The sequence below is a fragment of the Actinoplanes sp. OR16 genome (assembly GCF_004001265.1).
In the GTDB taxonomy this organism is placed as follows: Bacteria; Actinomycetota; Actinomycetes; order Mycobacteriales; family Micromonosporaceae; genus Actinoplanes.
Window position 1 is genome coordinate 1,228,146 of record NZ_AP019371.1, and the last position, 23,263, is coordinate 1,251,408.

The window sequence follows — 23,263 nt, forward strand, 5'->3', positions numbered from 1 at the left end:
CACCACGACGACGACACCCCAGATCTTGAGCGAACCTGCACCACCCGACGTGCAACATCACTCAAGATCCGCAGGAATTCAGGCGCGGGCGGGCCGAAAGGCAGACGCAGGCGAAGAAGCGCAGGAAGGCCGGCGCGGGGCGGGCCGAAAGGCAGACGCGAGCGAAGAAGCGCAGCCAACACGGCGCGGGGCAGGTCGAAAGGCAGACGCGGGCGAAGAAGCGCAAGCAGCACGGCGCGGGATGGCGGCAATGCAGAACGGCCCGCGTCTGACGACGCGGGCCGTTATCACTCTGTAGTCCCGAAGGGATTCGAACCCTCGCTACCGCCTTGAGAGGGCGGCGTCCTAGGCCGCTAGACGACGGGACCAGAACTTCCGACTCTGCTGAACCTTCGCAGATCCAGCGCTCCCCTCCCTCGCGGGAGGAGCAGCGCTGGGGTACCAGGACTCGAACCTAGACTAACTGAACCAGAATCAGTCGGGCTGCCAATTACCCCATACCCCATTTGGCCCGGCTTGCCGAGCCGTGGAGAACTTTACCCGAGCCCACCCGGCCCGCCAAATCGGGTTACCGAAATAGATCCGCGTGACGGCGCGCCCACTCCTCGTAACCGAGCGCCGGCCGCCCCAGGAGATCGAAGACCGTGGACACCGCAGGCTGCGGACGCGAGGCCAGCTGCGCGAGCCCGTCCAGGTACCAGTCACCGTGCGGACCCATGATCGAGCGGAACAACGAGCGAGCTTCCTCGCCCCGCAGCTCGACATATGTGAGATCGCGGCCCAGCGCCCGCCCGATCGCGGCGACCTTCTCGCGCCGGGTGAGCGACGCGGGGCCGGTCAGCTCCAGGGAGCTGCCTTCGAACCCGTCGGCGAGCAGCACGTGCGCGGCGACCGCGGCGATGTCCTCCTGGGCGACCGGCGCGTTCGCCGCCGCACCCCAGGCGTCCTGCACGACGTCGCCGGCGCGGATCTGCGGCGCCCAGATCTCCGCGTTCGCCGTGAACTCGCCGGGTTCCAGGTGCACCCACGGCACCCCGCACGCCTCCACGGCGTCCTCGACGGCCTGCCAGTGTTCGCCTTTCGGCCCGGCCATGTCGACGATCAGGCGTACGCCGGCCTCCGCTGCCATCCGGCACACCTCGGGAGCGGTCGCCGGGTGCGGGGCGAGGTAGAGCCGGTCGACGCCGGCCAGGGCGGCGGGCATGGACGAGGGCCGGCCGACGAAACCGCGTGCCACCTCCACCGATGGCGGCAGGGCGGCACGGGACGGGTCGACGGTGAGGGCGCGGACGTCGGTGGCGCCACGGGCGAGCAACTCGTCGACGACCATGCGGCCCACGTTGCCGGTGGCGCCGGTGACCAGGATCCTCATTCTCCGTACGCTATACGGAGAATGAGGATCAGGACAGCCCTCAGTCGAGTGCGACGACCGGGTTGCGCAGCTCTCCGATGCCCTGGACGCTCACCGACACGGTGTCGCCCGGGACGATCTGGCTGACGCCGGCCGGCGTGCCGGTCAGGATGATGTCGCCCGGCAGCAGCGTCATGACGTGCGACACGTACGAGATCAGGCTCGGGATGTCGAAGACCATGTCCTTGGTCCGGCCGATCTGGCGGACCTCCATGTTCTGCGGGTCACGGCCGACCTCGCAACGCACCTCGACGTCGCTCACGTCGAGGTCGGTGACGATCCACGGGCCGATCGGGCAGAACGAGTCGAAGCCCTTGGCTCGGGTCCACTGCGGGTCCTTGCGCTGCAGGTCACGAGCGGTCACGTCGTTGCCGACGGTGTAGCCGAAGATCGCCTTCTGGGCACCGGCCCGGTCGACGCGGCGGGCGCCGGAGACACCGATCACGACGGCCAGCTCGGCCTCCTCCTCGACCCGCTCGGTGACGCTCGGGATCCGGATGGCGTCGTTCGGGCCGATCACCGAGGTGTTCGGCTTGATGAAGATGAGCGGCTCCTTGGGAACCTCGTTGCCCATCTCGGCCGCGTGGTCGGCGTAGTTGCGGCCGATCCCGATCACCTTGGTCGGGAAGATCGGCGCCAGCAGCCGCACGTCCGGGAGCGCCCAGCGCTGGCCGGTGAAGCGCACCTCCTGGAACGGTGTCGCGTCGATCTCGGCCACCGTAAGGCCCGAGGAACCATCGCCCTCGACGACGCCGAACGAAACTCCACCGGCATGAACAAAGCGGGCGAAACGCACGGTAACCCCATCTCTAGGAACACAGATTTCCCTCGAAATCTACGCTCCCAGCCGGGGGAACGGTTGCAGCGAGAAGACCACCTCGATCGGCACCGCGAAGTATTCGGAGATCCGCAGCGCCAGGTGCAGGCTCGGGCTGAACTCGCCGCGTTCCAGATAGCCGACCGTTTGATAGTGAACCCCGAGCGCGTCGGCGAGCTGCCGCCGCGTGATCCCCCGCTCGGCCCGCAGCATCGCGATCCGGTTGAACGTGACCTCGCTGCCCATCGCTCCCTCAAACGCCCATCCGCGTCATCGCCCGCTCACGACGGGCCGCGACGGCGGACCCGGACTCCCGGCGCGCCATCCGCCGCAGGACCCCGGGTGCGAGCGCCAGCCCGGCCACCGACCAGATCCCCAGCATGAGGAACGTCTGGAGGTGCCGCCAGGAGCCGCCGAGCTCCGCGACCACCAGGGAGTCGGGCAGCAGCGCCGAGCGCAGGCCCAACCCTAGCCAATACATCGGGAACAACTGCGCGACGCCCTGAAGCCAGCCGGGCAGTGCGGTGATCGGATAGAAGATGCCGGAGATCCCGACCAGACCGAAGATCGGCAACATCAAGAGCGACAACGTTCGTACGTTGTCGAAGAGCGCTCCGAGCATCGCCCCGAACGGCATGGTCGCCAGCAGCGCGAGGGGTATGAGCACGAACAGCAGGAGCATCCCCGCCGCGTCCAGTGAGAGGGAGTCGACGAGGAGAGCCCCGGGCAGCACCACCAGGCAGCTGATCACGCTGACCCCGGCGACCAGCACACTCTTGCCGATCAGGTATCCGGTCATGCCGTCCGGGGTGGCCTTCGCCCGCAGCAGGGTGCCGTCCTCGCGGTCCATCGCGAGGTACTGCGCCATGGTCATCACGCCGGCGATCGCGATGAGCATGCCGAGCGAGCTGACGAAGGTATGCGCGCCGAGGGCGATGCCGGTGCCGGGCACAGTCGAGCCGCGCATCAGCACGAGCGTGCCGAGCAGCAGCACGGCCGGCAGGACATAGCCGAAAACGTCCTGCCCGTTCGTCATCGTCTGCCGCAGCTCGACGCCGCCCCGGGCCAGGCCGAGCCGAATCACCCGGGTCATCACGCGCTCCCCTCCGCGTCGCGGACCAGCTTCATGTACGTCTCCTCGAGGCTGCTCGGGCGCACTTCGAGCTCGCCGATCGCCTCGCCGTGCTGGCGGAACAGCTCCCTGACGAACCCGGTGGCGTCCGCCGCCGAGTGCACGAACCGGCGGCCGTCCTGCGTCCAGCGGACCTCGGTCTCGCCGGCCACCTCCCGGGCCAGCTCGTCGGCCGAGCCGCCCGCCACGATCCGGCCGCCGGCCAGGATGAGGATCCGGTCGGCGAGTTTCTCCGCCTCGTCCAGATCGTGGGTGGTCAGCAGCACCGTGGTGTCCTCCACATCGGTGAGCCGGTGCACCAGATCGTGGAACTCGCGCCGGGCCTCCGGGTCGAAGCCGACCGTCGGCTCGTCGAGGAAGAGCAGCTCCGGACGGCCGACGATGCCGATCGCGACGTCGAGCCGGCGGCGCTGCCCACCGGAGAGCCGGGCGATCTTGGTGTCCGCCGCGGCGGTGAGGCCCACCACGTCGAGGAGTTCCTCCACACGCCACGGTCGCTGGTAGCCCTCGTAGTAGGCGCCGAGGTGCCGCAACAGCTCGCGGACCCGCCACTTGCCGTGGTCGCGCCAGGACTGGAGAACCACGCCGAGCCGGGCCCGCCAGCTCTCGTCGCCGCGCTCCGGATCGGCGCCCAGCACCCGCACGTGGCCGGCCGACCGCTTCCGGAAACCCTCGAGGATCTCGATCGTGGTGGATTTGCCGGCGCCGTTCGGCCCCAGCAGGACGAGCACCTCGCCGCGCTCAGCGGCGAAGTCGACACCCGTCAGGACCTCCTTGGGTCCATAACTCATCCGGAGGTCACGAGCCTCGATGACAGCCGTCATGTCCAGCACACTATCAACTATGTAGTAGATGTACTACATACCTGAGCAAGGATGCTTCACCGGCTGGCGTGGCGGAACTCATTCGCGCCAAACGGTGATCGTGTTGATCGCCTTGGCTATATACATTGGTGCGATGGGGATCAAGCAGGTGAGGGCACTCACCACCACGCTGCCCTCGGTCGCCTGGATTCCCCTCGCCCGAGCGCATGCCGAGCGCGCCGACCAGATGACCGCGGGCCACCGTGCCCGCCGTTCAGCAGGCGAGAAACACGCCATAGAAGACTTCCTCTACGACTACTACAACACCCGCCCGTCCCTGCTGCGCCGCTGGCACCCGGGCGTCGGCGCGGGTCTCTCCCCGGCGCCCGGCGGCGTGGCCGAGCACGCGGGGTGGAAGTTCTACGTCACCCATCCGGACGGTGTGGTGGCGCTCGACCACGACGCCTTCCTGCAGGCCCGCGGCGAGAGCATCCGCTACATCCACGGCCTGCTCACCGCGACCGCGTCCCGGCCGGTCTTCTCCGGCTGCTTCGGGCTGCACGAGTGGGCGATGGTCTACCGCGATCCCGACCACCGGCACGAACTGCCGCTGCGTCTCGGCCAGGCCGAGACCGACAAGGTGGTGGAGGGGCACTCGATCCGCTGCACGCACTTCGACGCGTTCCGGTTCTTCACGCCGGAGGCGGTCGGGCTCAACCGGCTCCAGCCGACCCGCGCCACCCAGGTCGACCTGGACCAGCCGGGCTGCCTGCACGCCGCGATGGACGTGCACAAGTGGGCGCAGAAGCTCGGTCCCGCCGTGCCGGGAGCGCTCGCCCTGGACTGCTTCGCCCTGGCCGGCGAGATCCGGCTGCTGGACATGCAGGCCAGTCCGTACGATCTGGCCTCCTACGGCCATCCGCCCGTCAAGATCGAGACCCCGGAGGGCAAGGCGGAGTACGTCGCCCGCCAGCGCGAACTGGCCCGCCGGGCGGCCGGTCTGCGCGCTCGCCTGATCAGGGTCTGCGAGGAACTGCTCGGCCCCGACGCGTCAGCCCAGAACAGGGAAGCGGTAGCGCCGTTCAATCAGAGGTGACGAAGGGTCAATCAGAGGTGGAACGGCGGTTCTGCTTCGTCTGACTCCGGCGCTTCTTCTCCGCGATCCGGCGCTCCACCGACCCTCGGGACGGCTTCGTCGCGCGCCGCTGCTGGGGCGGAGCGGCGACAGCTCCGCCGATCAGGGCGGCGAGCCGGGCCGCGGCTGCCTCCCGGTTGCGCAGCTGGGAGCGGTGCTCCGACGCGGTGATCGTGAGCACACCCTGGACCAGGCGGGTGCCGAGGCGTTCGGCGGCACGCTCCTTCAGGAACGGGGGCAGCAGGTCGGAGCCGAGCACGTCCCAGGACAGCTCGACTCGTGAATCAGTGGTGTTGACGCCCTGACCACCGGGGCCGCTCGCTCGGGAGAAACGCCACGAGAGCTCGGCCGCCGGGATGGTCAGGCGGTCGTTCACACGTACGTCCTCCGGCACGCACCCAGCATCGCACCGACCGCGATCATGCGCTATTCGGTTATCGATGGGCCGACCGCAACCGGGCGGCGGGCAGTGCATGATAGGTGGGGTGACGTCACCAACCGCACCGGTCGCCACGACCGGGTACCCGTGGCCCATCGAAACAACCCGGCTCTCCAACGGTCTCCGGGTCGTCGTCAGCGAGGACCGGACCGCACCGGTCGTCTGCGTCAATCTCTGGTACGACGTCGGGTCCCGCCACGAACCGCCAGGTCAGACCGGGTTCGCGCACCTCTTCGAGCACCTCATGTTCGAGGGTTCGCAGCACGTGAAGAAGACCGAGCACATGAAGCTCGTGCAGGGCAACGGCGGCTCACTGAATGCGACCACCAACCCGGACCGGACGAACTACTTCGAGACGATGCCCTCCGAGCACCTCGAACTGGCTCTCTGGCTGGAAGCGGACCGGATGGGCGGCCTGGTCCCGGCGCTCACCCAGGAGACCCTCGACAACCAGCGCGAGGTGGTGAAGAACGAGCGCCGCCAGCGGTACGAGAACGTTCCGTACGGCGACGCCTGGCTGCGCCTGCTGCCACTGCTCTACCCGCAGGGCCACCCGTACCACCACGCCACGATCGGGTCGATGGAGGACCTGAACGCGGCGGCGCTGGAGACGTTCCAGGCGTTCCACCAGCAGTATTACGCGCCGAACAACTGCGTGCTCACGGTGGTCGGCGACACCACGCCGGCCGAGGTGTTCGCGCTCGCCGAGAAGTACTTCGGCGGCATCGCCGCGGTCCCGGACATCCCGGCGGCCCCGGACGGCAGCCTGCCCGGCCCGGCCACGGAGCCCGCCGAGGAGACCGTCACGGCCGAGGTCCCGGCGCCCCGGGTCTACCTGTCCTACCGGACGTACCCGTTCGGCAGCCCCGGCTACGACGCGGTCACCGTGCTGGCGACGGTGCTGGGCAGCGGCCGTGGCAGCCGGCTCTACCAGCGGCTCGCCGACGGCGCCCGGATCGCCCAGCCGGACTACATCGGGTCGTACGGCGTCGACCTGGCGCACGCCCCCGCGCCGCTGATCATCACGGCCACCGCGAAGGACGGCGTCCCGCTGGAGACGCTGGAGGCCGGCCTTGCCGACGTGCTCCAGAGCCTGATCGACGAGCCGGTCACCGACGAGGAGCTGAACCGGGCGAAGGCGCTGCTCACCACGGCCTGGTGGCGTCAGGTCTCCACGGTCGGCGGCCGCGCCGACACCCTGGGGCGGTACGCGACCCAGTTCGGCGACCCGGCCACCGCCGCCGACCGGCTCTCCCGCTGGCTGGCCGTGACCGCCGAGGACATCGCGAACGCCGCCGCCGAGACCCTGCGTCCCGAGTCCCGGGTCACGCTGCGCTACCTGCCCGAAAGCAATGACCCGGCCGAGGAGAAGGACGCATGACGCTCATCACCGAACGCCCCGGCGCCGGCGCGGCCCGGCCGTACGCGTTCCCCGCCGTCCGCCGGATCCAGAAGGGCGGTGGAACGGTCATCGCCGCTCACCTGCCCGGTCAGATCCTGGCGAGCGCGGTCCTGCTCCTCGACGCCTCGGCGGCCCGTGAGCCGGAGGGACGCGAGGGCACGGCCACGGTGCTCGCGAAGTCGCTCGAAGAGGGCACGAGGAAGCGGGACTCGGCGGCGTACGCGCTGGCTCTGGAAGGCCTGGGCGCGGAGCTCTCGCCGTCGGTCGACTGGGACGCGTTCCGGATCGGCGTCTCGGCGCCCGCGCCGATGCTGGCCGGCGCGGTGCGGCTGGCCGCCGAGGCCGCCCGCACGCCGAAGCTCAACCCGGCGGACGTCACCCGGGTGCGCGACGACGAGGTGACCGCCCTGCGGATGGACTGGGCCCAGCCCGGTCCCCGTGCCGACGCGGCGCTGCGCGGAGAGCTGTTCGCCGCGGACGGCCGCTACTCCCGGCCGTTGCACGGCGATCCCGCCAGCGTCGCCGCGGTGACCGTGGAGGACGTGCTCGCCTTCCACGAGGCGTGGATGCTGCGACCCGGCGTGCTGCTGGTCGCCGGCGACCTGGACGCGCTCGACCTGGACGCGCTCGCCGCCGCCGCGTTCGACGGCACCTCCGGCGACCCGCTCGCCGCCGAGGGGCCGCTCGGCGTCCCGGTGCCGGAACGTGGCCGGACCATCCTGGTGGACCGGCCCGGCTCGGTGCAGTCGACGCTGCGTATCGGCCACCGCGCGCCCGAGCGGGCCACCCCCGACTACGTGGCGATGACGCTCGCCGCGACGGTGCTGGGCGGTGCGTTCACCTCCCGGCTGAACCACCTGATCCGCGAGGTGAAGGGGTACACCTACGGCATCCGCGGGTCGTACGCGATGACCCGCCGGGCCGGCCGGTTCGAGGTGGCCGCCGGGGTGCAGACCGCCGTCACCGGCCCGGCCGTCGCCGACACGCTCGGCGAGATCCGCCGGACCCAGCAGGAGGGTGTCACCGAGGCGGAGCTGGAGGTGGCGCGTACGTGGCGGGCCGGCCAGCTCTCCGTCGAGATGCAGACCCCGGGCGCGATCGCCGGGGCGCTCTCCTCGCTGGTCGTGCACGGCCTGCCGGACGACTACTACGAGACGCTGCGCCGCGAATACCTCGAGGCCACCGTCGAGCAGGTCTCCGCGGCTGCCGCCCGGCACCTGTCGGTGGACGGCCTCACCCTGGTCGTCGAGGGTGACGGCGAGAAGATCGGCGAGGATCTGAAGCAGTTCGAGAAGTGAGCGTCTCCCGGGGCCGTGCCAAGAAGTGCGGCCCCGGGAGACACCCGTCGGAGATCCCGGTTACGGTCTCGCCATGACGATCACCGACGCGCCCATCGCGACGCGCCCGGCCCATCGCCGCCGGCTCACCCGAACCCTGCTGATCTGGCTGCTCGTCGTGCCGGCCGCGATCTGGTTCGTCATCCGTGGCTTCGGTCTCGAACGCGATCGGTTCATCCAGCTGATCGCGTTCACCCCGTACGTCGCCGCCTGGTCGGTCCTCCCCGCCCTGATCGCGCTGGCCGCCCGCCGGTGGGGCGCCGCCGCCGTGGCGGTGCTGACCGCTTTCGGTCTCGCCATGGGCGTGGTCCCGCGAGCCCTGCCCAATCTCGACCGCGGGCCCGGCAGTGGAGTCGAGATCACCGTGATGACCGCGAACCTGCTGTTCGGTGGCGCGGACCCGGCCTCGGTCGTCCGCCTGGTCCGGGAGAACGACGTGGCGATCCTGGCCGTCCAGGAGCTCACCGTGCCCGCGACCCAGGCTCTCGGAGCGGCCGGCCTGGCCGACCTGCTGCCCTACCGGTCAGTCGACGCCGAAGCGGGCGCGAGCGGATCCGGCCTCTACTCCCGCTTCCCGATCGCCGACCCCGGCTCATCGCGGACCGAGGGCGGATTCCTCCAGGCCTACGCCACCGTGCAGGTGCCCGGCGCGACGCCGATCCGAACAGAGTCCGCTCATCCGCTGGCCCCGGCCGTTCCGGAGAGCTTCGACGGCTGGCGGTCCGATCTGGCCGGGCAGCCGCAGGCCGACCCGGGCGGCACGCCCCGGATCCTGCTCGGCGACTTCAACTCGACGCTCGACCACAAACTGCTGCGCGATCTGATCAAATCCGGTTACCGGGACGCGGCGGACACCACCGGCAAGGGCTGGATCGGCACCTGGGGACCCTACGACGGCGACCCGATCCCGCCTGTCACCATCGATCATGTCCTGGCTGACGAGCGCATCGGCATCCGTGACGTCGAGGTGCACGGCGTGACCGGATCCGACCACCGCGCCGTGATGGCGACCCTGACGATCCCGGAGAACGAATGATCAGGCCGGTCACCGCCGGCGACGCCGCCGAACTGGCGGCGCTGCTCACCGAGAACCGCGACTACCTCGCCCCGTGGGATCCGATCCGGGACGAGAGCTACTACACCGAGGACGGCCAGCGGCAGATCATCACTGACCTGCTGCGGGCCGGCACCTCGATCCCCTACGCGATCGTCCAGGACCGGGAGATCGTCGGCCGGATCAACCTCAACAACATCGTTCGCGGGCCGTTCCTCTCGGCGAGCCTCGGGTACTGGGTGGCCGAGAGTGCCGCCGGTCGGGGCCTGGCGAGCGCCGCCGTCGCCGCGGTGGTCGAGAAGGCGTTCGGCGAGCACGGCCTGCACCGGGTGGAAGCCGGCACGCTCACCCACAACGTACGGTCGCAGCGGGTTCTCGAACGCAACGGCTTCACCCGGTTCGGCCTGGCGCCTCGATACCTCAGGATCGCCGGCCGGTGGCAGGACCACTATCTGTTCCAGCGGCTCAACGAGCCAGACCGTAGGTGAGGGCGTCCACCAGCGCGGTCCACGACGCGTCGACGATGTTCTCGTGCACGCCCACCGTGGTCCACTCGCCGCGGCTGTCGCTGGTCTCCAGCAGCACCCGGGTGATCGCGTTGGTGCCGTGGCTGCCCTCCAGGATCCGCACCTTGAAGTCGGTCAGCTCGAACGTCTTGAGCTGCGGGTAGTTGTTGGAGAGGGCGGTACGCAACGCCTCGTCGAGCGCGTTGACCGGGCCGTTCCCCTCGGCGGTCGCGATGATCCGCTCACCGTCGACGCGCACCTTCACGGTCGCCTCGGAGATCACCTTGCCGTCCTCGCGGTGCTCGACCAGGACCCGGTAGCTCTCCAGGTCGAACGGCTTGGGCACCTCGGCGCCCGGCAGCTCGCTGCGGACCAGCAGCTCGAACGACGCGTCGGCGGCCTCGAACGACCAGCCGCCGGCCTCCAGCTCCTTGACCTTGTTCGTCACGGCGGTGGTCGTCTCCGGGTGGCCGGCCAGGTCCAGCCCGAGTTCGGCGCTCTTGAGCTCGATGCTGGCCCGGCCGGCCATCTCCGTCACCAGGATCCGCATGTCGTTGCCGACAACCGACGGGTCGACGTGGTTGTACAGCAGCGGATCCACCTTGATCGCGCTCGCGTGCAGCCCCGCCTTGTGAGCGAATGCGGCAGCCCCGACGTAGGCCTGGTGGGTGTCGGGGGCGATGTTGGCGATCTCGGCGAGCGCGGTGGAGACCCGCGTCGCCTTCTCCAGGCATCCGTCCGGTAGGACCTTCAGCCCGAGCTTGAGTTGCAGGTTGCTGACCACGGCGAAGAGGTCGGCGTTGCCGGGCCGCTCGCCGTAGCCGTTAGCCGTGCACTGAAAGTGCTTCACCCCCGCCTCGACGGCCGCGACGGTGTTCGCGACGGCGCAGGAGGTGTCGTTCTGGCAGTGGATGCCCAGCTTGTCCGCGGGGACCCCGGCGAGTTCCACAACGGAAGCGACCGCCGCGGTGATCATCGACGGGAGCATGCCGCCGTTGGTGTCGCACATGACGACCCGCTCGGCGCCGGCCTCGAAAGCGGCCTTGACCACGGAGGCGGTGTACGCCGGGTCGTAACGGAAGCCGTCGAAGAAGTGCTCGCAGTCCACGAACGCCCGCCGGCCGTTGGCGACCAGGTGCCGCACGGTGTCCCGGACCATGTTCAGGTTCTCGTCGCCGGTGGTGCGCAGCGCCCGCTCGACGTGCCGGATGTCGGACTTCGCCACCACGCAGACGACCGGGGTCTCGGCGTCCAGCAGCGCCTTGACCTGCGGATCCTCGGCCACGTCGACGCCCGCCTTGCGGGTCGAGCCGAACGCGACGAGCACCGCGTGCTTCAGCTCCAGCTCGGTCTTGGCCCGCTCGAAGAACTCGGTGTCCTTGGGCATCGCACCCGGCCAGCCACCCTCGATGAAACCGACGCCGAACTCGTCGAGCAGACGCGCGACAGCGAGCTTGTCGGCGACCGTGTAGCTGATTCCCTCGCGCTGGCCGCCGTCGCGCAGCGTCGTGTCGAACACCTGGTAGTCCATCGGGGAAGTCCTTTCCGGGTAGTCACCCACCACAACAAAAAGACCCCCCGCGGATGCGGGAGGTCTGCGCGTCGGCTCAGTGCTGTGTCAGCAACTGCCGGCGCGCTGGGTGCGAATAATCAGCACGGAGTGGGTCACGAGATGAAGCATGCCACTAACCGGGTTCGCGGGAAGCGCCGTTCCACTTTTCGAGACTAAGTTGGTTCCGTGGTGGCTGAATCGTTCTCACGAAACCTGCCCTTCGCCAAGGCCTACAACTTCCGCGACGTGGGTGGCTACACCGGCCTCGGTGGACGGACGGTCCGCTGGCGGCGGCTGTTCCGCGCCGACTCCCTGCACCGGCTCGACGAGCAGGACGCCGTGGCGTTCGCCGAGCTCGGCGTCAAGACGGTGATCGACCTGCGCCGGCCCTTCGAGGTGGAGAAGTTCGGCCGGGTCGCCGACGAGCACGGCGTCGACTACCGCAACCTGGTTCTGCGGCACGTGGACTGGGAGCAGGTCGAGCACCCCGACGACGTGCTGCACGAGCGGTGGCTCGCCGACCGCTACCTGAACTTCGCCGAGGACGGTCACGAGGCGCTCGCCGACTCGCTGCGGATCATCGCCGACCCCGGCGCCGGTCCCGTCGTGGTGCACTGCATGGCCGGAAAGGATCGCACCGGCACCGTCTGCGCGCTGACCCTCTCGCTGCTCGGCGTCGGCGATGAGGAGATCGCCGCGGACTACGCCCTGACGACCGAGGCGATGCGCCCGCTCACCGAGTACCTGCTGCGGTCCAACCCCGAGGCGGTCCTCGGCAACGAGCACATGTTCGACTCACCGCCCGAAGCGATGATGATGTTTCTGGCCGACCTGCGCGCGATCCACGGAACGGTCGAGAAGTACGCGCTGGAGATCGGGCTCACCGCCGCCGAGATCGAGGCGATGAGGACACACCTCTTAGAGGCTTGAGACCATTCCTTGTACGGGAGGAGCTCCTCCCGTACAAGGAATCGAGGTCTTCTAAACGACCCGGTGGACCCAGCCGAACGGATCCTCGGCAAGGCCCCGCTGGATGTCGACGAGCTGCTTGCGGATGGCCATGGTGACCTCACCCGGACCGCCGTCGCCGTTGGTGAACTCGCCGCTCTCGCTGCGCACCACCCCGATCGGGGTGATCACGGCAGCAGTGCCGCAGGCGAAGGCCTCCCGCACCCGGCCGGACGCGGTCCCCTCACGCCACTCGTCCAGGCTGATCTGCCGCTCCTCGACCCGGCGGCCGTCCCGCTGCGCCAGCTTGATCACCGAGTCGCGGGTGATGCCCGGCAGGATCGTCCCGGTCAGCGGCGGCGTCACCAGCGTGCCGTCGTCGAGAACCAGGAAGACGTTCATGCCGCCCAGCTCGTCGATGTATTTCCGCTCCACCGCGTCCAGGTAGACCACCTGGTCGCAGCCGTGCTCGGCGGCCTCGGCCTGCGCCGACAGCCCCGCCGCGTAGTTGCCGCCGCACTTGGCCGCGCCGGTGCCGCCCGGAGCCGCCCGGGTGAAGTCCGGCGTGACCCAGAGGTTCACCGGCTTGACGCCACCGGAGAAGTACGACCCGACCGGCGACGCGATCACCAGGTAGAGGTACTCCGTCGCGGGCCGCACACCGAGGAAGACCTCGCTCGCGTAGGCGAACGGGCGCAGGTAGAGGCTGCCGTCCTCGATCTGCGGGATCCAGCTCTGGTCGATCTTGATGATCTCGTGCAGCGACTGGAGGAACGTCTCCACCGGCAGGGCCGGCATCGCCATCCGCTGAGCGGACTGGTTGAACCGGTTCGCGTTCGCGTCCGGGCGGAACATCGCGACGCCGCCGTCCGGCAGCGTGTACGCCTTCAGACCCTCGAAGATCTCCTGGGCGTAGTGCAGCACCGCGCTGGCCGGGTCCATCGGGATCGGCGCCCGGGCCTCGACACGGGGTTCGTACCACCCCTTGCCGTCCGCGTAACGGACCGTGACCATGTGATCGGTGAAGATACGGCCGAAGCCGGGGTTGGCCAGCAGGGCGGCGCGGTCGGCGTCGCCTACGGGTGCCGGGTTCGGACGGATCTCGAATTCGAGGTTGTCACCACCACTCATGACGGAAGACCTGCTTTCTCGCAGAAAAGATCGAGGCATGCGGGCACCCGTAGTGCCGCGCATGAAACTTACCCCGAACGGTCGTTAACACAATGACCGCACGGGGCATTCAGCCCGGTCGCCCTCGGGGCGTCGCCGGGCTCTCAGTCAGCCGCTTTCGTCAGACCGCGGCTGCGACGAGGTCGCCGACTTCGGCGGTACGCAGCGTCGCGCCCGGGGTCCGGGACGCGACATGAGCCGCGACCGCCTCGGTTACTCGGCGTGCCTCGTCGTGGCGGCCCAGGTGCTCCAGCAGCAGCGCGCCGGACAGGATGGCGGCTGCCGGGTCGGCGATGCCCTTGCCGGCGATGTCCGGGGCGGAGCCGTGCACCGGCTCGAAGGTCGACGGGTACGTGCGCTCCGGGTTCACCGAACCGCTGGCTGCCATGCCGATACCGCCGGTCACGGCAGCGGCGATGTCGGTGAGGATGTCACCGAAGAGGTTGTCGGTCACGACCACGTCGTAGCGCTGCGGGTTCGACACCATGAACATGCTGGCGGCGTCGATGTGCTGGTACTCCGTGGTGACCTCGGGGTACTCCGCGGCGACGGCGGCGAACGTGCGCGCCCAGAGGCTGCCGGCCTTCGTCAGCACGTTGGTCTTGTGCACCAGCGTGAGGTGGCGGCGCTCGCGGCGCTGCGCGCGGGCGAACGCGTCACGGACGACCCGCTCCACGCCGTGCCGGGTGTTCAGGCTCTCCTCGGTGGCGATCTCGGCAGGAGTGTCCTTGTGCAGGACGCCGCCGGCGCCGACGTAGAGACCCTCGGTGCCCTCGCGGACCACGACCATGTCGATCTCGCCGGGCTTCACGCCGGCCAGCGGGCTGGTGGTGCCGGGCCACAGCTTCGAGGGGCGGAGGTTCACGTACTGGTCGAAGTCGAACCGGAGCTTCAGCAGCAGGCCGCGCTCGAGGATGCCCGGCGGGACGCTCGGGTCGCCGATCGCGCCGAGCAGGATGGCGTCGTGGCCGGCCAGCTCGTCCTGGGTCGACTGCGGCAGGACCTCACCGGTGCGGTTGTAGAGGCGCGCCCCGAGGTCGTACTCGTTGTACTCCACGCCGGGGAGGACGGCGTCGATCACCTTGCGAGCCTCGGCGGTCACCTCGGTCCCGATGCCGTCACCGGCCACCACCGCGATCCGCGCCACGCTCACGTCAAACTCCCCTACGTTTCGAGTAACCAGGGACACCGTAGCTCGCTGTCCCGCTTGCCGGAACGGCAGTCTCAGCTTTTGGACGTCGTACGCGGCAGCTCCTGGATCTCGGATCTTTGGCCGGCTCGTGGATCTTGGAAGCGAACAGCCCCCGTGGCCGCGGCAAACGGCACGGGGGCTGTTGCGACGAGTACACGTGGTTCGGTCCCGCCGGCTACACACCACGACCCTGCGATGGACGACGTCACCCGAAGACAGGTCCACCCGGATCGTGCGGCAGGGACAACGCTAGCGATGCGGACCAAACACGCGCAAGAAGCACCCCCGCGTGTCGGGCCACGGTTTCGGACCAACCGGCCTCCGGTGGTGGCACCATGCGCCGGTGAGTTTCGACCTAGTGGTGTGGGCCATGGCCCCGTCGGCGGCCCCCGAAGCCGTCCGCGACGCGAACGAGCGGTGCGCCCGCGGCGACCACCCGCAGCGGCCCGCCGACCCCCGCGTCGTCGCCTTCTACGACGCCCTGACCAGCACATACCCGGACCGCGGCCCACGCGCCACAGCACCCGGCTCACCGTGGGCCAGCGCGCCACTGCACGCCGCCGCCGACCACATCCAGATGCGCCTCGACGAGAACTGCCCCGACGTGGTCCTGGAAACGATCGAACGCCTGGCCGGCGAACTGAACCTGGACCTGCTCGACCTCCAGGACGGCACGGTCTACCCACCTCCGGCCCGCGTCTGACCGGCCCGATCCCGGCGGCCGGGGTCTAGTCGGCGCGGAGGTCGACCACCGCCGCCCTGGTGGAGCCGATCTCGGCGGCGACCTCGGCAAGCAGGTCCGTCGCCACCGGGGAGTCGACGGTGAGCGCCATCAGCGCCTCGCCTCCCGCGCGGCGGCGGGCCACCTGCATCGCCGCGATGTTCACACCGGCCCGGCCCAGCGTGGTCCCGATCGTGCCGACTACACCGGGGCGGTCCCGGTAGCGGAAGAGGAGGACCACTCCTTCGGGGGTCAGGTCCAGCTCGAAACCGTCGACCGAGACCAGTTTCGGGGAGCCCGCGTACGCGCCGCCCACCTCGAGGGTGCCGCCGTCGGGCATCGCGCCGCGCACGGTGATCAGTGTGGTCTCCTCGCCCTCGGAGGTCGACAGCGAGACTTCGACGCCGCGGTCGGCGGCCACGTGCGGGGCGTTCACATAGGTGACGGCTTCCTCGACGACCGGGGCGAACAGGCCTTTCATGGCGGCCAGTTCCAGGACCGAGACGTCGTGCTGGACCACGGCGCCGTGCACTTCGACGGTCATCCGGGCGGCCACTCCCCCGGCCAGCGCGGTGAAGACGCGGCCGAGGCGTTCGGCGAGCGGCAGCAGCGGGCGGACGTCCTCGTCGACGGCGCCGCCCGCGCGGACGTTCACGGCGTCCGGGACGAATTCGCCGCGCAGGGCCAGGCGTACGCTGCGGGCCACCGCCAGGCCCGCCTTGTCCTGCGCTTCCACGGTGGAGGCGCCCAGATGCGGGGTGACCACGACGTTGTCGAAGGCGAAGAGCGGCGACTCGGTGATCGGCTCGGTCTCGAAGACGTCCAGTCCGGCGCCCGCCACCCGGCCCTCGGCGATCGCGTCCGCCAGCGCGCGTTCGTCGACCAGCCCGCCCCGGGCGGCGTTCACGATGCGCACGCCCGGTTTGACCACGGCGAGTTCCTTCTCTCCGATCAACCCCAACGTCTCCGGGGTACGAGGAAGGTGCACCGAGATGAAGTCGCTCTCTCGCAGCAGGTCGTCGAGTGACACGAGGTGGACTCCCAGCTGGGCGGCCCGAGCCGGCTGGACGTACGGGTCGTAGGCGATCAGGCGTACCCCGAAAGCGGCCATGCGCTGCGCGAAGAGGACGCCGATCCGGCCGAGCCCGACCACCCCCACGGTCTTGCCGTGCACCTCGACGCCGGTGAAGGCGGATCGGCGCCACGTGCCCGCGCGAAGGGTGGCGCTCGCGGCGGCGGTGTGCCGGGAGACCGCGAGGAGCAGGGCCACCGCCTGCTCGGCCGCCGAGACGATGTTGCTGGTCGGCGCGTTCACCACGAGGACGCCGCGGGCTGTCGCGGCCGGGACGTCGACGTTGTCCAGTCCGACGCCGGCCCGGGCCACGACCCGTAACCGGGTCGCGGCGGAGAGCGCTTCGACGTCGAGACGGGTCGCGCTGCGAATGATCACCGCGTCGGCCGATGGCAGGGCGTCCAGCAGTGCGGGCCGGTCGGCGCCGTCCGCCCGCCGGACCTCGAAGTCCTCGGCGAGCAGATCGATCGCGGGCTGTGCCAGTTCCTCGGTTACCAGGACTACGGAAGTCATGGTTCCTCCATCCAGGCATTGACGATGCCGGATGGTACGAACGGGGGCCATCCCTGAGTTCAGTTCACTCACGAGAAATGCCCGGCCGTGGCACGGCCGGGCATTTCGTCAGAAGAGATGGATCAGGCGGTCTCGGTGATGGGCCGGTCCACCCAGCTCATCATGCCGCGCAGCTTCGCGCCGGTGACCTCGATCGGGTGCTGGGCGCCCTGCTCGCGGTACTTCTTGAGCTCCGGGCCGCCGGCCTCGTCGTCGGCGATCAGGTGGCGGGTGAACTCGCCGGACTGGATGTCGGCGAGGATCGCCTTCATCTCCTTCTTGGTGTCCGCGTTGATGACGCGCGGGCCGGAGACGTAGTCACCGAACTCGGCGGTGTCCGAGACGCTGTACCGCATCCGGGAGATGCCGCCCTCGTACATCAGGTCGACGATGAGCTTGAGCTCGTGGAGGCACTCGAAGTACGCGATCTCCGGGGCGTAGCCGGCCTCGGTGAGCACCTCGAAACCGGTCTGCACCAACGCCGCGGTGCCGCCGCAGAGGACGGCCTGCTCGCCGAAGAGGTCGGTCTCGGTCTCTTCCTTGAACGTGGTCTTGATGACGCCGGCGCGGGTGCCGCCGATCGCCTTCGCGTACGACAGGGCGAGCGCGAGGCCGTCGCCGGCCGGGTCCTGCTCGACGGCGACCAGGGCCGGAACGCCCTTGCCGTCCACGTACTGGCGGCGGACCAGGTGGCCCGGGCCCTTCGGGGCGACCATCGCGACGGTGACGTCCGCCGGCGGCTTGATCAGTTCGAAGCGGATGTTGAGGCCGTGGCCGAAGAAGAGCGCCTTGCCGGCGGTCAGGTTCGGGGCGATCGACTCGGCGTAGATCTTGCGCTGCGCGGTGTCCGGCGCCAGCACCATGATCACGTCAGCCCAGGCGGACGCCTCGGCCGGGGTCTTCACCGTGAGGCCCTGCTCCTCGGCCTTGGGACGGCTCTTCGAACCCTCCTGCAGGCCGACCACCACGTCGACGCCCGAGTCACGCAGCGACAGCGAGTGCGCGTGGCCCTGGCTGCCGTAGCCGATCACGGCGACCTTCTTGCCCTGGATGATCGACAGGTCGGCGTCGTCGTCGTAGAAAACTTCGGCGGTCATGAGTTCCTTCTTCTCTCTTCTGGCTTCTTCTGATCGACCGGCGCGAGGCAGGTCAGGCGGCGCGGAGGGCCGGGCCGGTGGTGATGGAGCGGGATCCGCGGCCGATGGCCACGAGGCCCGACTGGACCATCTCCTTGATGCCGTACGGCTCGAGGTCGCGCAGTAACGCATCCAGTTTGTCGGGATTACCGGTGGCCTCGATCGTCAGGGTGTCCGGAGCGACGTCGATCACTCGCGCCCGGAACAACTCGACGGTCTCGAGCACCTGGCTGCGCTGCGCCCGATCGGCACGCACCTTGACCAGGAGGAGCTCACGCTGGACCGACTGGGCCGGGTCCAGCTCCACGATCTTCAGGACGTTGACCAGCTTGTTGAGCTGCTTGGTGACCTGTTCCAACGGGGACGAGTCCGCGTTGACGACGATCGTGATGCGGCTGACGTCCGGGTTCTCCGTCTCGCCGACCGCAAGGGAATCGATGTTGAAGCTCCGGCGGGAGAACAGGCCGCTCACCCGGGCGAGCACACCGGGCTTGTTCTCGACCAGCACGGACAGCGTGTGCTTGTTGGTCATCAGAGGTCGTCCTCGTCGAACGTGGGACGCACGTCCCGGGCGAACATGATCTCGTCGTTGCTGGTGCCGGCGGCGACCATGGGCCAGACCATGGCGTCCTCGCCGACCGTGAAGTCGATGACCACCGGAGCGTCGTTGATCTCCATGGCCTGCTTGATGACCTTGTCGACGTCGTCCTTCGACTCGCAGCGCAGGCCGATGCAGCCGAGCGCCTCGGCCAGCTTCACGAAGTCCGGGATCCGGTGCTTGTGGGTGCCCAGCACGGTGTTGGAGTAGCGGCCCTCGTAGAACAGGGTCTGCCACTGCCGGACCATGCCCAGGTTGCCGTTGTTGATGATGGCGACCTTGATCGGGATGCCTTCCAGGGCACAGGTGGCGAGCTCCTGGTTCGTCATCTGGAAGCAGCCGTCGCCGTCGATCGCCCAGACCTGGGTGCCGGGCTGGGCCACCTTCGCGCCCATCGCGGCCGGGACGGCGTAGCCCATCGTGCCGGCGCCGCCGGAGTTCAGCCAGGTGCCCGGCTTCTCGTACTTGATGAACTGGGACGCCCACATCTGGTGCTGGCCCACGCCCGCGACGTAGATCGCGTCCGGGCCGACCAGCTGGCCGATCCGCTCGATCACGTACTGCGGGGAGAGGCTGCCGTCGGTCGGCTCCTCGTAGCCCAGCGGGTAGCGCTCGCGGATGTCGTTGAGCGTCTTCCACCACGCCTCGTACTGAGCGGTGCCGCCGGCGTTCGCCGAGACCGCCGCGATCAGCTCGTCGATCACGTGCCGGGCGTCGCCGACGATCGGGACGTCGGCGTGCCGGTTCTTGCCGATCTCCGCCGGGTCGATGTCGGCGTGGACCACCTTGGCGTCCGGGGCGAACGAGTCGAGCTTGCCGGTGACCCGGTCGTCGAACCGGGCGCCGAGCGTGACCAGCAGGTCGGAGCGCTGCAGCGCGTAGACCGCCGGGACGGTGCCGTGCATGCCGGGCATGCCCAGGTGCTGCGGGTGCGAGTCGGGGAACGCGCCGATGCCCATCAGCGTGGTGATCACCGGGATGCCGGTGAGTTCGGCCAGCTTGCGCAGGCCCTCGGTCGCGCCGGCCTTGTGCACGCCGCCGCCGACGTAGAGGACCGGGCGCTTGGCCGCGGCGATCAGCCGGGCCGCCTCGCGGATCTGCTTACCGTGCGGGTGCAGGGTCGGGCGGTAGCCGGGCAGGTCCAGCGTCGGCGGCCACTGGAACGTGGTCTGCGCCTGCAGCACGTCCTTCGGGATGTCGACGAGAACCGGGCCGGGCCGGCCGGTGGCCGCCAGGTGGAACGCCTCGGCCAGGATCCGGGGCAGCTCCTCCGGGGTCTGGACCAGGAAGTTGTGCTTGGTGATCGGCAGGGTGATGCCCTGGATGTCCGCCTCCTGGAAGGCGTCGGTGCCGATGAACGACCGGCCGACCTGCCCGGTGATCGCGACGATCGGGACCGAGTCCATGTACGCGTCGGCGATCGGCGTGACCAGGTTCGTGGCGCCCGGGCCGCTGGTCGCGATGCAGACGCCGACCTTGCCGGTGGCCTGGGCGTAACCGGTCGCGGCATGGCCGGCGCCCTGCTCGTGCCGGACCAGGATGTGCCGGACCTTGGAGTCGAACAGCGGGTCGTACGCCGGGAGGATCGCCCCGCCCGGAATGCCGAACGCGACCTCGACCCCGAGCGCCTCGAGCGACCGGACGAGCGCGCCGGCGCCGGTGGTGGCTACCGGAGCGACGGCGGTGTTGTTCGCGGCCGCCGCCACAGTGGCCGGGTTGACTCGGTGGGCGAGCGTTTCGGGAGTGGGTCTCGTCATGGCTGACCTTCTCTTCGATGGCGTCTTTTGAGCAACAAAAAAGGTCCACGTGCAATGCACGGGACCTAGCGCACTCTCCTATCGGTGGAGAGCGCGCTCAGATAAGTACTCGAGACGCGAAGCACATGCGGCTAACCTTGCCCCATCTCACGCGCTGAGTCAACTGATCCCACATTTTGATCACCGCGAGATGCGCCGAAGTCCGGATCACTCGGCAGCAACGCTCTGACCTGCCGCATTCCGGGTCCGAGGCGTACCACCTGACTGCGGGCCGGCGCATCGCTCGGCGGGATGACGCGCGGCGCCGGAATGGGACGGGGACCGACCGGCTGGAGCGTCCGCAGCCGGGTCTCGAAGTGCTCGGCCGGCACTCCCCAGCCGAAGAGCGAGCCCTGGCCGAGCCGGCAGCCGGCCTCCTCGACCACCTCGCGCTGCGCCGTCGTGCCGATCCCCTCGGCCAGGACCTCCAGGCCCAGCCGGTGCCCGAGCCGGACCACCACGTCGACCAGCGGCGCCGCCGTCCCGGTCCGCGACTCGGGCTCGGCCACGAGAGCGTGGTCGATCTTCAGGATGTCGACCGGGAGGGTGCGCAACTGGGTGAGCGACGAATAGCCGGCGCCGAAGTCGTCGAGCGCGATCCGTACGCCGGTCTCCCGCAGCTCTGCCAGGCGCGCGACCAGCTCCTCCATGTCGGTGGCGACAGCGTGCTCGGTCACCTCCAGCACCAGCCGCTGCGGTGGCACGTCGTTCTCGGCCAGCACGTCGGCGACCTGGGCCGCGTAGTCGGCGTTGTGCAGCTCCTTCGGCGACAGGTTCACCGAGACCCAGACGTCGTGCCCCTTCGCCAGCCACTCGGCGAGCTGCCGGCAGGCCTGCTCGAGCACCCAGGCGCCGATCCGGTTGATCAGGCCGGACTCCTCGGCGACCGGGATGAACTCGTCCGGGCGGACCGCGCCGAGCTCCGGGTGGGTCCAGCGCAGCAGCGCCTCGGCGCCGACCGGCCGCATCGACGGCAGGGCCACCACCGGTTGGAAGACCAGGCGCAGCTGATTGCGGTCGATGGCGTGGCGCAGCTCGCCCTGCAGGGTGCCGCGGCGGCGGAGGAGTTCGTCGTACCGCGCCTGGTAGCGCTCGACCCGGTTCTTGCCGCGCTGCTTCGCGTAGCGCAGGGCCAGGTCGGCGTCGTGCAGCAGCTCGCCGGTGCCCGCCACGCCGAGACTCGCGGAGAGGAAGATCGAGCCGCCGTCGACCTCGTACGGCTCGCCGAGCACCGCGAGCAGCCGGTGCGCGGCCAGCATCGCCTCGTCGATGTCGCCGTGCATGAGGACCGCGAACTCGTCGCCGCCGAGCCGGGCCGCCACGTCGCCGTCGAGCAGATTGCGCCGCAGCCGGTCGGCGACCTCGGTGAGCACGCTGTCGCCGACGTCGTGCCCGCGCATGTCGTTGACGGTCTTGAAGCCGTCCATGTCGATGCCGATGAGGACGGCGTTCTCCTGGCCCGGGCCGAGCAGCGCCTGCTGGAGGCCGCGGCGGTTGGCCAGGCCGGTGAGCGGGTCGGTGTGCGCCAGCTCGCGGAAGTGCGCCTCCCGCTGCCGGAGCTGGACCGTGTAGCGCCGCACGTCGTCGAGCGCCAGGTACTGCCGGGCGACCAGGGCGAGGCCTTCGATCGCCAGGCCGAAGTAGCCGTAGACGTCCATCACGCCGCCCACCCCGAGGTGGTGGCCGAGCGCGCAGAGGATGGCGAACATCGGGACGACGACGTATCCCCCGCCGCGTTCGAGCACGTCGCTGGTCACCTCGACCGGGCGGTCGGCGGCGCGGACCGCGAACGCCACGATGATCAGCCCGGCGGTCAGCAGCAGCACGCTCGTCAGCGCGAACTCGTTGTCCTGCCGGCAGATGCCGGTGGAGAGCAGGGCGGCCGCGATCGCGACCACGGCGACACCGGCGGCGACCCGGACCGTGTTGCGGCGCGGCCGGTGCGCGTGCAGGGCGAGGACCGCGGTGAGGCCGAGCGCGAGCGAGACCAGCACGGCGGGCAGAAGGATCGCAGCGCATTTGTACGGCGTCGCGTCACCCAGGATCCGGGTCGGCTCGGAGACGAACACCCACCCGACGAACCAGATGGCGGCCGAGATGATCAGCCCGTCGAGCACGTGCCGCAACGCCGCCGCGGGTCCCCGGGTGGCCCCCGGCAGGGCGACGGTCCCGGCCAGCAGGGTGAGCGTGCCGATGCCCATCCCGATCGCGACCATCGTCGCCAGCGTCCGGGTGTGCGCGGACTGGTGATGCTGGCCACTCAGCGCCGCGCTGGCCAGACCGGCCAGGGCGGCCGCCGTGGTGAGGGCGCCGCCGGCGGCGAGCAGAAGGTGGGCACGTCGCGCCGCGCCGGTGTGCCGGCGTCCGGATTGTCCGAGATAGGCGACCGCAGGCACCGCGGCGAGCAGGCCGGCCAGCCCCGCCAGCTCCATACCGGACGGTGAGTGCACGGACACACTCTGCCCGATCATCGTCGATGTGAACAGACCC

Annotated in this window: 21 protein-coding genes and 2 tRNA genes; 7 read left to right on the top strand and 16 right to left on the bottom strand. The window is 69.9% G+C overall.

The genetic code is table 11. The annotated features are described in order from the left end of the window. Nucleotides 1–295: 295 nt before the first annotated feature. From EP757_RS05600 to EP757_RS05630, 7 genes are all read right to left on the bottom strand, one after another. Nucleotides 296–368 (bottom strand) — tRNA-Glu (locus EP757_RS05600). A 65-nt stretch (nt 369–433) separates the two neighbouring features. Beyond that, nucleotides 434–505: transfer RNA gene (locus EP757_RS05605), tRNA-Gln, on the bottom strand. Nucleotides 506–568: 63 nt separating this feature from the next. Further along, the gene (locus tag EP757_RS05610) at nt 569–1,372 is read right to left on the bottom strand and encodes an SDR family oxidoreductase (protein WP_127543133.1); all 804 of its coding nucleotides are present in this window, start codon (nt 1,370–1,372) and stop codon (nt 569–571) included. A gap of 40 nt (nt 1,373–1,412) precedes the next feature. Further along, nucleotides 1,413–2,207 (bottom strand): fumarylacetoacetate hydrolase family protein, encoded by a 795-nt coding sequence (locus tag EP757_RS05615; RefSeq protein WP_127543134.1) that lies wholly within the window; start codon nt 2,205–2,207, stop codon nt 1,413–1,415. A 39-nt stretch (nt 2,208–2,246) separates the two neighbouring features. Next, nucleotides 2,247–2,474: a helix-turn-helix transcriptional regulator gene (locus EP757_RS05620; protein ID WP_127543135.1), complete on the bottom strand. Its 228-nt coding sequence runs from the start codon at nt 2,472–2,474 to the stop codon at nt 2,247–2,249. A 7-nt stretch (nt 2,475–2,481) separates the two neighbouring features. Next, nucleotides 2,482–3,321 carry an ABC transporter permease gene (locus EP757_RS05625; protein WP_127543136.1) on the bottom strand — a complete coding sequence of 280 codons (840 nt, stop codon included), beginning with the start codon at nt 3,319–3,321 and terminating at the stop codon, nt 2,482–2,484. Next, nucleotides 3,321–4,184 carry an ABC transporter ATP-binding protein gene (locus EP757_RS05630; protein WP_127543137.1) on the bottom strand — a complete coding sequence of 288 codons (864 nt, stop codon included), beginning with the start codon at nt 4,182–4,184 and terminating at the stop codon, nt 3,321–3,323. Before EP757_RS05630 ends, EP757_RS05625 begins: the two co-directional genes overlap by 1 nt. Before the next feature lie 133 nt (nt 4,185–4,317). Here EP757_RS05630 and EP757_RS05635 point away from each other — a divergent pair, with 133 nt between their 5' ends. Further along, complete coding sequence (locus tag EP757_RS05635; RefSeq protein ID WP_127543138.1) at nt 4,318–5,259, top strand: 3-methyladenine DNA glycosylase; 942 nt, start codon at nt 4,318–4,320, stop codon at nt 5,257–5,259. A 7-nt stretch (nt 5,260–5,266) separates the two neighbouring features. Here the strand turns inward: EP757_RS05635 and arfB are convergent, their stop codons facing one another. After that, complete coding sequence (gene arfB, locus EP757_RS05640; protein ID WP_127543139.1) at nt 5,267–5,692, bottom strand: alternative ribosome rescue aminoacyl-tRNA hydrolase ArfB; 426 nt, start codon at nt 5,690–5,692, stop codon at nt 5,267–5,269. 79 nt (nt 5,693–5,771) lie between these two features. On the opposite strand from arfB, the gene EP757_RS05645 reads away from it, so the two are divergent. The 4 genes from EP757_RS05645 (at nt 5,772) to EP757_RS05660 (ending at nt 10,018) form a co-directional block, all read left to right on the top strand. Next, complete coding sequence (locus EP757_RS05645) at nt 5,772–7,118, top strand: pitrilysin family protein (protein WP_127543140.1); 1,347 nt, start codon at nt 5,772–5,774, stop codon at nt 7,116–7,118. Further along, nucleotides 7,115–8,437, top strand: a complete 1,323-nt coding sequence (locus EP757_RS05650) for a pitrilysin family protein (RefSeq protein WP_127543141.1) — start codon at nt 7,115–7,117, stop codon at nt 8,435–8,437. The genes EP757_RS05645 and EP757_RS05650 overlap by 4 nt, the downstream gene beginning before the upstream one ends. A gap of 73 nt (nt 8,438–8,510) precedes the next feature. After that, on the top strand, nt 8,511–9,512 hold the full coding sequence (locus tag EP757_RS05655) for an endonuclease/exonuclease/phosphatase family protein (RefSeq protein WP_127543142.1): 1,002 nt from the start codon (nt 8,511–8,513) through the stop codon (nt 9,510–9,512). After that, nucleotides 9,509–10,018, top strand: coding sequence for a GNAT family N-acetyltransferase (locus tag EP757_RS05660; protein WP_127543143.1), 510 nt, complete (start codon nt 9,509–9,511; stop codon nt 10,016–10,018). The genes EP757_RS05655 and EP757_RS05660 overlap by 4 nt, the downstream gene beginning before the upstream one ends. Here the strand turns inward: EP757_RS05660 and cimA are convergent. Next, entirely contained in the window at nt 9,996–11,567 is a 1,572-nt protein-coding gene (gene cimA, locus EP757_RS05665) for a citramalate synthase (protein ID WP_127543144.1), read from the bottom strand. The genes EP757_RS05660 and cimA overlap by 23 nt on opposite strands. Nucleotides 11,568–11,774: 207 nt before the next feature. On the opposite strand from cimA, the gene EP757_RS05670 reads away from it, so the two are divergent. After that, nucleotides 11,775–12,518: a tyrosine-protein phosphatase gene (locus tag EP757_RS05670; protein WP_127543145.1), complete on the top strand. Its 744-nt coding sequence runs from the start codon at nt 11,775–11,777 to the stop codon at nt 12,516–12,518. Nucleotides 12,519–12,569: 51 nt separating this feature from the next. On the opposite strand, the gene EP757_RS05675 is transcribed toward EP757_RS05670, so the two are convergent. Beyond that, on the bottom strand, nt 12,570–13,667 hold the full coding sequence (locus tag EP757_RS05675; protein WP_127543146.1) for a branched-chain amino acid aminotransferase: 1,098 nt from the start codon (nt 13,665–13,667) through the stop codon (nt 12,570–12,572). 160 nt (nt 13,668–13,827) lie between these two features. Next, complete coding sequence (locus EP757_RS05680) at nt 13,828–14,853, bottom strand: 3-isopropylmalate dehydrogenase (protein WP_174262513.1); 1,026 nt, start codon at nt 14,851–14,853, stop codon at nt 13,828–13,830. A gap of 415 nt (nt 14,854–15,268) precedes the next feature. Here EP757_RS05680 and EP757_RS05685 point away from each other — a divergent pair, with 415 nt between their 5' ends. Next, nucleotides 15,269–15,601 (top strand): hypothetical protein, encoded by a 333-nt coding sequence (locus EP757_RS05685; protein WP_370457848.1) that lies wholly within the window; start codon nt 15,269–15,271, stop codon nt 15,599–15,601. 25 nt (nt 15,602–15,626) lie between these two features. Here EP757_RS05685 and serA read toward each other — a convergent pair whose 3' ends face one another. The 5 genes from serA to EP757_RS05710 form a co-directional block, all read right to left on the bottom strand. Then, complete coding sequence (gene serA, locus EP757_RS05690; protein WP_127543149.1) at nt 15,627–17,204, bottom strand: phosphoglycerate dehydrogenase; 1,578 nt, start codon at nt 17,202–17,204, stop codon at nt 15,627–15,629. A 122-nt stretch (nt 17,205–17,326) separates the two neighbouring features. After that, on the bottom strand, nt 17,327–18,340 hold the full coding sequence (gene ilvC, locus EP757_RS05695; protein ID WP_127543150.1) for a ketol-acid reductoisomerase: 1,014 nt from the start codon (nt 18,338–18,340) through the stop codon (nt 17,327–17,329). A 52-nt stretch (nt 18,341–18,392) separates the two neighbouring features. After that, a complete protein-coding gene (ilvN, locus tag EP757_RS05700; protein WP_127543151.1) occupies nt 18,393–18,911 on the bottom strand; it encodes an acetolactate synthase small subunit in 519 nt (172 codons plus the stop codon). Next, the gene (locus EP757_RS05705; protein WP_127543152.1) at nt 18,911–20,734 is read right to left on the bottom strand and encodes an acetolactate synthase large subunit; all 1,824 of its coding nucleotides are present in this window, start codon (nt 20,732–20,734) and stop codon (nt 18,911–18,913) included. The genes ilvN and EP757_RS05705 overlap by 1 nt, the downstream gene beginning before the upstream one ends. 131 nt (nt 20,735–20,865) lie before the next feature. After that, nucleotides 20,866–23,223 carry a putative bifunctional diguanylate cyclase/phosphodiesterase gene (locus EP757_RS05710; protein WP_370457775.1) on the bottom strand — a complete coding sequence of 786 codons (2,358 nt, stop codon included), beginning with the start codon at nt 23,221–23,223 and terminating at the stop codon, nt 20,866–20,868. Between the last annotated feature and the right edge of the window lie 40 nt (nt 23,224–23,263).

What these genes read in the sequence shown, in the direction of transcription:
- ilvN (WP_127543151.1), bottom strand. Translation starts at nt 18,911, where the DNA reads ATGACCAACAAGCACACGCTGTCCGTGCTGGTCGAGAACAAGCCCGGT.
- EP757_RS05685 (WP_370457848.1), top strand. Translation starts at nt 15,269, where the DNA reads ATGGCCCCGTCGGCGGCCCCCGAAGCCGTCCGCGACGCGAACGAGCGG.
- EP757_RS05625 (WP_127543136.1), bottom strand. Translation starts at nt 3,321, where the DNA reads ATGACCCGGGTGATTCGGCTCGGCCTGGCCCGGGGCGGCGTCGAGCTG.
- EP757_RS05620 (WP_127543135.1), bottom strand. Translation starts at nt 2,474, where the DNA reads ATGGGCAGCGAGGTCACGTTCAACCGGATCGCGATGCTGCGGGCCGAG.
- ilvC (WP_127543150.1), bottom strand. Translation starts at nt 18,340, where the DNA reads ATGACCGCCGAAGTTTTCTACGACGACGACGCCGACCTGTCGATCATC.
- EP757_RS05650 (WP_127543141.1), top strand. Translation starts at nt 7,115, where the DNA reads ATGACGCTCATCACCGAACGCCCCGGCGCCGGCGCGGCCCGGCCGTAC.
- cimA (WP_127543144.1), bottom strand. Translation starts at nt 11,567, where the DNA reads ATGGACTACCAGGTGTTCGACACGACGCTGCGCGACGGCGGCCAGCGC.
- EP757_RS05635 (WP_127543138.1), top strand. Translation starts at nt 4,318, where the DNA reads ATGGGGATCAAGCAGGTGAGGGCACTCACCACCACGCTGCCCTCGGTC.
- EP757_RS05660 (WP_127543143.1), top strand. Translation starts at nt 9,509, where the DNA reads ATGATCAGGCCGGTCACCGCCGGCGACGCCGCCGAACTGGCGGCGCTG.
- EP757_RS05610 (WP_127543133.1), bottom strand. Translation starts at nt 1,372, where the DNA reads ATGAGGATCCTGGTCACCGGCGCCACCGGCAACGTGGGCCGCATGGTC.
- EP757_RS05675 (WP_127543146.1), bottom strand. Translation starts at nt 13,667, where the DNA reads ATGAGTGGTGGTGACAACCTCGAATTCGAGATCCGTCCGAACCCGGCA.
- EP757_RS05705 (WP_127543152.1), bottom strand. Translation starts at nt 20,734, where the DNA reads ATGACGAGACCCACTCCCGAAACGCTCGCCCACCGAGTCAACCCGGCC.
- EP757_RS05655 (WP_127543142.1), top strand. Translation starts at nt 8,511, where the DNA reads ATGACGATCACCGACGCGCCCATCGCGACGCGCCCGGCCCATCGCCGC.
- serA (WP_127543149.1), bottom strand. Translation starts at nt 17,204, where the DNA reads ATGACTTCCGTAGTCCTGGTAACCGAGGAACTGGCACAGCCCGCGATC.
- EP757_RS05645 (WP_127543140.1), top strand. Translation starts at nt 5,772, where the DNA reads ATGATAGGTGGGGTGACGTCACCAACCGCACCGGTCGCCACGACCGGG.
- EP757_RS05630 (WP_127543137.1), bottom strand. Translation starts at nt 4,184, where the DNA reads ATGACGGCTGTCATCGAGGCTCGTGACCTCCGGATGAGTTATGGACCC.